The organism is Rhodococcus sp. BE178 (assembly GCF_050433545.1).
In the GTDB taxonomy this organism is placed as follows: Bacteria; Actinomycetota; Actinomycetes; order Mycobacteriales; family Mycobacteriaceae; genus Prescottella.
Genome location: NZ_JBNPXA010000030.1, coordinates 1 through 10983, shown reverse-complemented (window position 1 = coordinate 10983; position 10983 = coordinate 1). Strand labels below are relative to the sequence as shown.

Annotated in this window: 12 protein-coding genes; 11 read left to right on the top strand and 1 reads right to left on the bottom strand. The window is 65.0% G+C overall.

What is annotated here, in order from left to right:
* Window positions 1–319: 319 nt before the first annotated feature.
* Both J2X34_RS28170 and istA read left to right on the top strand, forming a co-directional pair.
* On the top strand, window positions 320–646 hold the full coding sequence (locus J2X34_RS28170) for a hypothetical protein (protein WP_429520335.1): 327 nt from the start codon (window positions 320–322) through the stop codon (window positions 644–646).
* Between the two features lie 66 nt (window positions 647–712).
* On the top strand, window positions 713–2344 hold the full coding sequence (istA, locus tag J2X34_RS28165) for an IS21 family transposase (RefSeq protein ID WP_429520334.1): 1632 nt from the start codon (window positions 713–715) through the stop codon (window positions 2342–2344).
* On the opposite strand, the gene J2X34_RS28160 is transcribed toward istA, so the two are convergent.
* Window positions 2250–3191, bottom strand: coding sequence for an alpha/beta fold hydrolase (locus J2X34_RS28160; protein ID WP_429520333.1), 942 nt, complete (start codon window positions 3189–3191; stop codon window positions 2250–2252). The genes istA and J2X34_RS28160 overlap by 95 nt on opposite strands.
* A 110-nt stretch (window positions 3192–3301) precedes the next feature.
* Here J2X34_RS28160 and J2X34_RS28155 point away from each other — a divergent pair, with 110 nt between their 5' ends.
* The 9 genes from J2X34_RS28155 (at window position 3302) to J2X34_RS28115 (ending at window position 10892) form a co-directional block, all read left to right on the top strand.
* Window positions 3302–4267: a helix-turn-helix transcriptional regulator gene (locus J2X34_RS28155; RefSeq protein ID WP_429520332.1), complete on the top strand. Its 966-nt coding sequence runs from the start codon at window positions 3302–3304 to the stop codon at window positions 4265–4267.
* Window positions 4268–4389: 122 nt separating this feature from the next.
* Window positions 4390–5010, top strand: coding sequence for a YdeI/OmpD-associated family protein (locus J2X34_RS28150; RefSeq protein ID WP_429520331.1), 621 nt, complete (start codon window positions 4390–4392; stop codon window positions 5008–5010).
* A gap of 617 nt (window positions 5011–5627) precedes the next feature.
* On the top strand, window positions 5628–7055 hold the full coding sequence (locus tag J2X34_RS28145; protein ID WP_114722053.1) for an aromatic ring-hydroxylating oxygenase subunit alpha: 1428 nt from the start codon (window positions 5628–5630) through the stop codon (window positions 7053–7055).
* 2 nt (window positions 7056–7057) lie between these two features.
* Entirely contained in the window at window positions 7058–7645 is a 588-nt protein-coding gene (locus tag J2X34_RS28140; protein ID WP_174913503.1) for a 3-phenylpropionate/cinnamic acid dioxygenase subunit beta, read from the top strand.
* On the top strand, window positions 7642–7953 hold the full coding sequence (locus J2X34_RS28135; protein ID WP_031940481.1) for a hypothetical protein: 312 nt from the start codon (window positions 7642–7644) through the stop codon (window positions 7951–7953). Before J2X34_RS28140 ends, J2X34_RS28135 begins: the two co-directional genes overlap by 4 nt.
* A complete protein-coding gene (gene hcaB / locus J2X34_RS28130; RefSeq protein WP_031940480.1) occupies window positions 7950–8732 on the top strand; it encodes a 3-(cis-5,6-dihydroxycyclohexa-1,3-dien-1-yl)propanoate dehydrogenase in 783 nt (260 codons plus the stop codon). Before J2X34_RS28135 ends, hcaB begins: the two co-directional genes overlap by 4 nt.
* A gap of 41 nt (window positions 8733–8773) precedes the next feature.
* Window positions 8774–8971, top strand: a complete 198-nt coding sequence (locus J2X34_RS28125; RefSeq protein WP_031940479.1) for a ferredoxin — start codon at window positions 8774–8776, stop codon at window positions 8969–8971.
* Window positions 8968–10170: an NAD(P)/FAD-dependent oxidoreductase gene (locus J2X34_RS28120; protein WP_429520330.1), complete on the top strand. Its 1203-nt coding sequence runs from the start codon at window positions 8968–8970 to the stop codon at window positions 10168–10170. The genes J2X34_RS28125 and J2X34_RS28120 overlap by 4 nt, the downstream gene beginning before the upstream one ends.
* Window positions 10167–10892 (top strand): class II aldolase/adducin family protein, encoded by a 726-nt coding sequence (locus J2X34_RS28115; protein WP_114722049.1) that lies wholly within the window; start codon window positions 10167–10169, stop codon window positions 10890–10892. Before J2X34_RS28120 ends, J2X34_RS28115 begins: the two co-directional genes overlap by 4 nt.
* The last annotated feature ends 91 nt before the right edge of the window (window positions 10893–10983 follow it).

The window sequence follows — 10983 nt, the reverse complement described above, 5'->3', positions numbered from 1 at the left end:
ACCCCACACGCCTGAGCTCGTAGATCGATTGAGGGGGCGAGGGGATCGACCACCTCGCATCGCGAGCCGACTGCTCGGGCTCAGGGGACTCTAGGGCGTATCTCCTACTGCGGTGAGCCAGAGCATGATGGCTCGGAGGCGGCTCCGCCGCGGTATGTGAGAGCGAGTTTGTCGCAGCGGCTGGCGAGCACGCGCCATTTGCTTGGTCTCGTTGAAACCGCGCTCGATGACGTTGCGACCCTAGTAGTCCCCGGCGTCGTAGGTGGCGGGGCGCGGGCGCGGCCGGCCGGGACCTCGCCGCGCGACCCGCAGATGCTTCATGGGCCGAACGATCGAGGCGCATCCCGCGCTAACCATCACGGCCTCGCTGACGGAGGTGTCGGTCGCCGCGCGGGTGCACCTTGTGTCACGGTGGGTTCTTCGGCAAAAATTCTGGCTCGCAATCTATGTGGCCATGGCGGTGGAGTCCGTGGTGTACCGGCAACGGCTCTCGATCGCCTGTTCCACTTCTTCCTATGGCGGGTCTGCGGTTCTCGCCATCCCCGCTCATTCCCCGTCCTCTGTTTATGACAGCTTGATTCGAGACCGCTGTGACGGCTTGATCCAGACCCATCTGCGAATCGCCGCAGCGGTGGTGACGGTTTGAGCTGAGCCCACCTCAGTGTTGGTGGCATCTGGTTGTTTGGATGCCAGCAGCTGGTGGAGGGCAGTGATGGAGACTCGGATGGAGTTGTTTGCTCGAATTCGGAGAGATGCCCGGGTCGAGGGCTATTCGATTCGGCAGTTGGCTCGCCGGCATCAGGTCGGCCGGGCGACGGTGCGGATGGCGTTGGCGCACGCGCAGCCGCCGCCGAGAAAAGTTGCGGTGCGTTGTTCACCGAAGCTCGATCCGTTCAAAAACGCGATCGCCGCCATGCTCACCGCTGATATCGACGCACCACGCAAGCAACGTCACACGGCCCGCCGAATCCTCGCCAGACTTGCCGACGAGCATGGGACGCAAGAGTTGTCGTATTCGACGGTGCGTGATTACGTGCGGGTCCGGCGAGCGCAGATCGACGTCGAAGCCGGACGTCGCGTCGAAGTGTTCATCCCGCAAGAACACGCTCCCGGAGCTGAGGCGGAAGTCGATTTCGGTGAAGTGTGGGTGATGCTGGCCGGGGTGAAAACCAAATGCCATATGTTCACATTCCGGCTCTCGTACTCGGGGAAATCTGTGCACCGCGTTTACTCGACGCAAGGGCAAGAAGCGTTCCTCGAAGGCCATATCGCCGCGTTCGACGAGATCGGTGGTGTCCCGACCCGTCACATCCGATACGACAATTTGACCAGCGCAGTGCAGAAGGTGATCTACGGGCAATCTCGTGCTCGGGTGGAGAACCAGCGATGGTTGCTCTTCCGTTCACACTTCGAGTTCGACGCGTTCTACTGCCAACCCGGCATCTCCGGAGCACACGAGAAAGGCGGCGTGGAGGGTGAAGTAGGCAGGTTCCGCCGAAACAGGTTGTCCCCGATGCCGGTTGTCGACTCACTCGATGAGCTCAACGAGAAGATCCGCGCCTGGGACACCGCCGACAACAACCGTCGCATCCACGACCGAATCCGGACCGTTGGGCAGGACCTCGCAGCAGAGACACCTCTCCTGCTGCCCGCTCCAGACGAAGAATTCGACCCCGGACTGTCCTTGACTCCCCGAGTCGATCGCAGCGCACTGATCACTGTCCGGATGGCGAAATACTCTGTCCCAGCACGTTTCATCGGAAGACAGGTACGGGTGTCGCTGCGGGCATCGGAAGTAGTGGTCTTCGACGGCCGGACGGTAATCGCACGTCACAGGCGCGTCGTCACTCAAGGCGGCCAAAGCCTCGATCTCGACCACTACCTGGAAGTGCTACGCACCAAACCCGGTGCGCTACCAGGAGCGAGCGCTTTGGCCGCAGCCCGCAGAAATGGAACATTCACCGAGGCTCATGATGCGTTCTGGGCTGCGGCCCGCAAAACCGACGGTGACGCCGGCGGAACCCGCCAACTCATCGACGTCCTGCTCCTGCACCGCATCATCGATACCGATGACGTAATCGCCGGCATCGAAGCGGCCTTGACCGTCGGCGCGGTCACCGCCGACGTCGTTGCGGTCGAAGCCCGTCGGTACTCGTCATCGAAGATCGATGCGGGTGGGTCCGGATCAAGCCCCCTACTGGACCTGAATGAGACTGACATTTTCACTGAGACCGCACCTAGCCTTGAAACTATGTGGCATCCTGCCGTTCCAGCCAGTTCAAGATCGCTTGGTTGGTCTCATCGGGTCTTTCTTGCTGGATCCAATGACCGCAGTCGAGATTGACTACTTCCACATTGGGCACGAACTCTGTCAGGTTCTCAGCCCTCGCGATCGCGTCACGGTCGCCGTAGATCATGAGTGCGGGCTGTTGGATAATCGGGTCCACCTCCGCCAGCAAATGCCAGTTGCGGTCAAGGTTCCTGTACCAGTTCACACTGCCCGTGAATCCTGTCGATTCGAAGGCGGAGACGAAAACGGCCAATTCGCTATCGCTCATCAGAGGCTCACCGAGTGGCGTCTCTGCTCTGGCGAGATCGATCAGCGCCATACCCGGCTGAGGCTCCCTGAGGGGTTCGTTCTTCCGGTACAGGTTGCGGAGGAACCGGAAGGTGTTGTCTTCGAACACGGCGTCCGCGACGCCCGGCTGTCGATTGAAGTGGACGAAGTAGAAGTCACCGCCAAGCACGGCTTCCATGAACTCAATCCAGGGCTGCTCGCCGCGATCCTGGTAGGGCAGGCTCAGGTTGATCACTTTGTTTACCCGGTCCGGGTGCAACAGGGTCAGGCCCCACACGACAAAGGCGCCCCAATCGTGACCGACAAAGGTGGCATCTTCGTAGCCGTAGTGATCGAGAAGTGTGATGAGATCACCCGCCAAATGTTCAATGTCATAGTCCGTCACTTCGGTCGGACGTGATGAGTTGCCGTAGCCGCGCTGGTTCGGGACGATGACGTGGTAGCCCGCCTCGACAAGGGCGGGCACCTGGTATCGCCAAGAATAGGCGTGCTCTGGCCATCCGTGACACAGCACGATGGGTTTCCCGGCATTGTGTCGCCCTGCTTCGAAGACTTCGAGTTCCACGCCGTTGACTGGGATAAGGACGGGCCTGGGGAAGTCGGATGGATTCACGGATGCTCCTTTGAGTTGAGTACCGATCTCGTGTCTGGATCGACCGGTTGCTCCGACGATAGGGAGCATCGTGGACACATGAAGTCCTAGATCGCTGGCAATCTGAAGAAATGCGGAACGATCCCACAGGCCGAGCACTGCAACTGCTCTCGCTCCTTCAGACCCATCGTTTCTGGCACTGTGCCGAACTTGCCGCACGACTCGATGTCACGCAGCGGACGGTGCGCCGTGACATCGATCGACTACGCGACCTTGGCTATCCGGTCGATTCCACGTCCGGAAAATACGGGGGCTACCGACTTGCAACGGGGGCGCACGTGCCGCCCCTGATCCTCGACGATGACGAGTCCGTCGCGGTAGCCGTCGGACTGCGCTACGCCGCCGAGGCCGCCATCGGAGGCATCGAAGAAACGTCGCTGCGCGCGCTGACGAAGATCGAAACACTCCTGCCCCATCGACTACGCCGACGTGTGTCGGCACTGCATTCGAGCGTCAGTTCCATGCGGCGGGCCGATGACGACATCGTCGACCCCGAAGCACTCAGTGTGCTCGCTGCGGCATGTCGCGACCACGAGCACGTTCGTTTCGACTACCGGCGAGGTGATGGCGAGAGCAGCAGACGGCTCGTCGAGCCGCACCGCCTTGTCACGGCGGGACGTCGTTGGTATCTCGTAGCATGGGACCACCATCGTGCGGATTGGCGAACATTTCGACTGGACCGGCTCTCGGAGCCCTGGCTGGCAGGCAGTCATTTCACGCCACGCGAGATCCCGGGCGGTGACGCGGCAGGCTTCGTCGCGAGATCAGTCGGCTCGCCACCCCGTCACCACGATGCAAAACTCGCCATCGAAGCCACGTTCGCCGACCTCGAGGGCGTACTCAGATGGATTGACCACACACCGATCGAGGTGGCAGCGGACCGCTGCCTTGTCCAGATCCGCAGCGAAGATCTCGGCAGGCTCGCCATGACGGTTGCGCGCATTGCGCTCACCGCCCCAGTGGTCGTCATCGAACCAACCGAGCTCGCCGACACCGTCAGTCGGCTCGCCCTTAACCTCAGGGTCTCGCCACCATGACAGTCAGAAGAGGATTGCGCGACAAGACCATTCATGTCCAGGTTGCCGCGGGGACGTGTTCCCTGCGCAGGCCCCTCGTCTATCGAGACACGTATCCGTTTCCCTCTGAGCTTGGAGAGTAAGTGACCAATTCGAAATCATCGCCACCGGCTTCCGTCCACCCCCCAACGTGGAAGTTCGACTACCCGATCATCCACGCCGAGACTCGGGAACAGTGGCGAACTTGGTTGACGGACAATCACACGTCAGCCCGAGGTGTGTGGTTGTGCTCCTGGCGCACCACCACCAGCCAACCACGCTGCCCCTACCCTCAGGCCGTTGAGGAAGCCATCTGCTTTGGTTGGATCGATTCCACCAACACCATCTTCGACGAAGAGCGCAATTTGCAACTGTTCACGCCGCGTAGACGCAAGAGTTCCTGGACCCGACTCAACCGCGAACGCGCAGCTGATATGGAGGCACGTGGCCTCATGACCGCTGCTGGTCGCGGTGCCATTGCTGCCGCGAAATCCACTGGTTGGTGGACGATTCTCGACCAAGTCGAAGACCTCGAGGAACCATCTGACTTGCAGGCGGCGCTGGACCGGGACCCGCAAGCTCGAAGCAACTGGGACGGTTTTCCGCCCAGCGCCCGCAAACAGATGCTGTGGTGGATCGTCTGTGCCGCTCGAGACGCAACACGGGCAGGTCGAATCGCCCATATCGTCAACAAAGCGGCCATCGGTCAACGTGCCCGCGGCTGATCCGCGATTCGACCGCGTCCGGTATGAAGGCCGGTCATCATCTGCCCGAGAGGGTCTCCCTCGGCGGAGAATCCAGCCACAGACGTTCTCTGGGCTGGCGAGGTCGATCTCGGTCTCGATCATCACCCTGAGCCGGCGGCGAACTTTTGTGCGCTTCTCAGGAACCCTGTCCGCGCTCTTGCCCGCTAACTCAGGGTCAAGCAAGCGGATTGCCTCGACCACCGCGGCGGCAACATCATCGAAACCGGCACGGACTCCTGCCGACTCGCTCATACCCGAGCTCAGCAATCTGCCTGATCCGTGCATCAGGGTGGGTCCGGATCAAGCCGCCCTGCTGGACCTGAATGGGATTGACATATTCAGTCCTCCGGCCTGTCGGTGACGGCTTCGGTCCTGGCGCCCATCGAACACCGTTCCGATGCTGTCCTCCTTCTGAGCGCGGCCCCTCACGTGATCGGCACATCCGGGATCTCGCCGCCGTGCGGGGCTCGCAAGCTGCTCCGCATTGCGTGGATTCCGGGGCTCGCCGCTGGGAAGTGGTTGACTCAGCCGAGACCAGCATGCAGAATCTATTTCTGTAATACAGAAACATTGAACTCCTTTCGAAGTGAGGTCCCATGCGCGACGCGGCCGACGTCCTCGCCAACGTCCGGCGGGGCATGCTCCCCGCACACATCTACAACGACGCCGAGGTCTTCGAGGCGGAGAAGGAGCGCTTGTTCAGCCGGGCGTGGATGTTCGTCGCCCACGAGTCGGAGCTGCCGCAGATCGGCGACTACGTCGTGCGCCGGGTCATGGACAACTCGTTCATCGTCAGCCGTGACCAGTCCGGCGAGATCCACGCGATGTTCAACATGTGCCTGCACCGCGGCATGCAGGTGTGCCGCGCCGAGCAGGGCAACGCCTCGCACTTCCGCTGCCCGTACCACGGCTGGTCCTACAAGAACGACGGCCGCATCGTCGGCATGCCGTTCCACAAGGAGGCCTACGGCGGCGAGGAGGGCTTCGCGCGCAAGGGCCAGCGGCTGCTGCCCGCCCCCAGCCTGGGCATCTACAACGGCCTGATCTTCGTGTCCATGGACGCGGACGCCGAGCCGCTCGAGGACTTCCTCGGCGACTTCAAGTTCTACCTCGACTACTACACCAAGCAGAGCGCCAGTGGCGTCGAGGTCCGCGGGCCGCAGCGCTGGCGGGTCAAGGCCAACTGGAAGATCGGCGCCGAGAACTTCGCCGGCGACATGTACCACACGCCCCAGACCCACACGAGCGTCGTGGAGATCGGCCTGTTCCGTGAGCCGAAGGCCGAGAAGCGCAAGGACGGCAACACGTACTGGGCCGGCAAGGGCGGCGGTACCACGTACAAGCTGCCCCCCGGCACCTTCGAAGAGAAGATGAACTACGTCGGCTACCCCGACGAGATGGTCGAGCGGATGAAGGGGCAGTGGTCCCAGGAGCAGATCGACGTCATCGGACGCGACGGCTTCATGATCTCGGCTGCCTCGGTCTTCCCGAACATCAGCCTGGTCCACAACTGGCCGAAGGTCGCCGAGGGCGACGACGTCCTGCCCTTCATCTCGATCCGCCAGTGGCAGCCGATCAGCGCCGACGAGACCGAGGTCCTGTCCTGGTTCGTCGTCGACAAGGAGGCCCCGGAGGAGTTCAAGAAGCTTTCCTACAAGGCCTACCTGATGTGCTTCGGTAGCAGCGGCATGTTCGAGCAGGACGACGTCGAGAACTGGGTCTCGCTGACCAACACCGCCGGTGGGTCGATGGCCCGCCGACTGCTGCTCAACGGTCGTATGGGCATGCTGCACGACGACAGCCCGGTGGTGCAGCCCCTGACCGAGGACGAGTTCTGTGGTCCGGGCGTCGCGCACGTCGGCTACGGCGAGTACAACCAGCGGCACCTGCTCAACGAGTGGGCCGACTACCTCGAGAAGCCGGCGCCCGTGCCGGCCAACATTCACGTCGGTGCGCCGCAGGTCGACGGCGAGTGCAGCAGCGAGACGGCGGCACAGTGCAGCAGCGAGAAGGCGGAGGCGTAGCCATGAGCACCTACATCCCCATCGATTCCGCCAGCTCCCCGCTGGGCCAGGCTGCGTCGACGACGACGCCCGTGGGTGCCTCGCTGGCGTTCGACGACCAGCGGCACCTGACGGCGCATCGCTGGCTGGTGGAAGAGTCCTACCTCCTGGACCAGCAGGACTATGACGCCTGGCTGGACACCCTCGCCGAGGACATCCACTACTTCATGCCGATCCGCGTCACCACCGCGCTGGGCACCGGCTATGACACGGCCAAGGACATGGCGCACTTCGACGAGGACAAGTACTCGCTGAGCCGCCGCGTCGCGCGCTTCGACACCGGCCACGCCTGGGCAGAGGACCCCCCCTCGCGCCTGCGCCACCACCTGTCCAACGTCCGCACCTTCGCGACCGAGAACGAGAACGAGCTCGTCGTGGAGTCGGCCGTCCTGCTGTTCCGCAGCCGTGGCGACGTGCTGGAGCCCTCGCTGCTCTCGGTCGGCCGCGTCGACCTGCTGCGTCTCGAGGACGGCGTCTGGCGGCTCGCCCGCCGGCACATCGCCGCGGACGAGTCGGTGCTGCGCATGCAGAACCTGGCGGTGTTCCTGTGAAGCTCTCCTGGGAGGGTGAGGCGGAGGACGCCGCGGCGGCGGCCCGGGCCAACTCGCGGCTCGGTGTCCTGCAGGACCAGCGCGACGGCGAGACCATCGTCATCGCGAACGAGTTCTCGGACATGCGGATCTCGAAGGTGCACACCCGCAACGGCGCGCGGCTGCTCATCGAGTCGCCGAAGTCCGGTCAGTGGATCACCCTGGACGCGCTCGAGCTGGAGGCCCTGACCTGGCAGAACGAGACGACGCTCTCGGCCATGGTCGGCAAGCCGTTCCAGTCGCTCATCGCCACCGAGGACGCCTCGTGACCGGCTGGCTCGACGGCAAGCGCGCACTGATCGTCGGGGCCGGATCGGGCATCGGGCGCGGCGTGGTCGACGCCTTCCTCGCGGAGGGGGCCAGCGTCGGTGTGCTCGAACTCGACGCGGCCAAGTGCGAGGCCCTCGCGGCCGAGCACCCCGAGGTCGAGGTCGTGCAGGGCGACGCCACCAAGGCGGCGGCCAACAACGCCGCGGTGTCGGCGGTCGTGGACCGCTTCGGCGGGCTGGACGTCCTGGTCAACTGCGTGGGCATCTTCGACTTCTACCGCAAGCTCGAGAGCATCGACGCCGACATGCTGGACCAGGCGTTCGACGAGATGTTCGCCGTCAACGTCAAGTCGCACCTGCACAGCGTGAAGGCGGCGATACCCGCGCTGCGCGAGTCGGGCGGCTCCATCGTGCTCACCGAGTCGACCTCGGCGTACTACCCGGGCCGCGGCGGCACGCTCTATGTCTCGTCGAAGTTCGCGGTGCGCGGGCTGGTCACCACCCTTGCGTACGAGCTGGCGCCGGACATCCGCGTCAACGGCGTCGCCCCCGGCGGCACCCTGGGCACCGACCTGAGCGGGCTTGCGACGCTGGGCCTGACGGAAAACCGGCTCGACGGCCCGGACCGGGCGAAGGAACTCGCGGGCCGCAATCCGCTGGGCGTCGCGCTCGACGGCCTCGACCACGCCTGGAGCTACGTATTCCTCGCCTCCGAACGGTCGCGCGGCATCTCCGGCCGTGTCGTCCACTCGGACGGCGGTATGGGCATCAAAGTCTGAACGCCGTGGTCCGCGCGACCTACTGAAGGAAGGATCCCAAAATGGCAATTCTCAAGGCGAACCTCGAACTGTGCCAGGGCTACGCGAACTGCGTGGTCGCGGCGGACGACGTCTACGACATGGACGACGACGGCCTCGTGGTGCTGCTCAAGACCCGCGTGGACGAGTCCGACCGCCAGCGGGTCGAGACCGCGGCGAAGAGCTGCCCGGCCAACGCCCTCTGGCTGGAGGACGAGTGAGTGGCGGGGTTCTCATCGTCGGCGGCTCGGTCGGCGGTATCCGCACGGCCCGGGCGCTGCGCAATGAGGGCTACGCCGGCAAGGTGACGGTGGTCGAGGCCGAGTCGCATCTGCCGTACGACAAGCCGCCGCTGTCCAAGGCCCCGCTCGACGGCGACGCACACGTTCCGCTGCTCACCGCGGAGGAGGCGCGCGAGCTCGACATCGAGCTCGTATTGGGCAGGGCCGCAGTCGAGTTGCGTCCGCAGGACAGGCAGGTCGTGCTGGGCGACGGGGTTGTTCTCGACTACGAGGAGCTGGTCATCGCGACCGGCGCGGCCGCCCGGCCGGCGCCGTGGTCGGGCCCCGGCGTGCACGTGCTGCGCACCATCGCGGACGCCCGCGCGCTGCGGGAGAGCCTGCTGGGCGCGAGTCACCTGCTGGTCGTCGGCGCGGGTTTCATCGGCGCGGAGGTCGCCTCCCTCGCCCGCAAACAGGGCATCGAGGTCACGATCGTCGACCCGGCGCCCACCCCCATGGCGCGAGTGATGGGAGATGAACTGGGCCAGCGCTTCTCGCAGCTGCACCGTACGCACGGGGTGGACACGCGCTTCGGTGCCACGGTCGATACCCTCGAGCATGTGGAGGGCGGCATCAGGGCCGAGCTCTCCGACGGGGCGAGCGTCCTCGTGGACGCCGTCGTCGTCGGTATCGGCGCGGTACTGAACACACGCTGGCTGGAGTCCTCGGGCCTGGCGCTGGAGGATGGCGTGGAGTGCGACGAGTTCGGCCGTGTGGCCGGCGCCGAGCACATCTTCGCCGTCGGCGACATCGCCCGGTGGTACCAGCCGCGACAGGAGAAGGCGGCCCGCGTCGAGCACTGGACCAACGCGGTGGAGCAGGCGAACTGCGTGGCGCGCAACATCTTCGCGCCCGATGCCCCCGTCCCGCACGACCCGGTGGCCTACGTCTGGAGCGACCAGTACGACTGGAAGATCCAGCTGTTCGGCACCCGCGACATCACGGGCACCCCGGTCGTTGTGGAGCAGGCGGAGCCCTTCCGGCTTGCCGCGATCTGGCAGGACGCGGACGGGCGGGCCAGCGGCGGGTTGACCGTGAACTGGCCCAAGGCCTCGGTCCAGCTGCGGCGCACCATCGCGGCCGGCGGCCCGGCCGACCAGGTCCACGCGCAGCTCGCCGGCACGGCGGTGCAGGCATGAGGCCCGGGGAACTGGACGAGCTCCGGGAGCTGGTCGCCGAGGGCTGCCGCGTGCTCGCCGCCCGGCAGCTGGCCCCGGGGATCTTGGGGCACATCAGCTTCCGGATCGACGAGTCGCGGATGCTGATCCGCTGTCGGGGGCCGCAGGAGCGTGGGCTGCTGCACACCACCCCCGAGGACATCCGCCTGGTGGGGTTCACCGGTGAGCCGGGTGCTGCCGGCGAACTGGACGGCGGCTACACCGTGCCGTACGAGTTGCCGCTGCACAGCCGGATTCTCATGCGCCGTCCGGATGTCACCTCTGTGGTTCACGCGCACCCGCACAATGTCGTGGCCGCCGATCTTGCAGGGCTGCCCATCCTGCCCATCGTCGGGGCCTACGACATCCCGGGAGCGGTGCTGGCACACGGGGGAGTGCCCGTATTCCCCAGGGCCGCTTTGATTCACAACCCTGCCCTGGGCGACGATGTGGCCGATTCCCTGGGCGATCGGCCGGTGGTGCTCATGCGCGGCCATGGCCTCACGTCCACCGGCGCGTCGGTGCAGGAGGCGGTGCTTCGCGCTATCTCTGTCGACGTGATCGCCTCGCTGTCGTTGTCCATCGTCTCGGCGGGCGGCACGCTGGTGCCGATCGGTGCCGCGGATCTGGCGGACCTGCCGAACCTGGGTGCTGGTCTCAATATCGGCGCCGCTTGGCGCCACGAGGTGTCCCGGCTCGACTAGACGGTATGTAGTGACACACGACTTGTCGTGAGTTCACTCCAAGTGGTCGGCGTCCCTCGGTTGGTGAGGATGTGGCCGGCGTGGGGGTCGA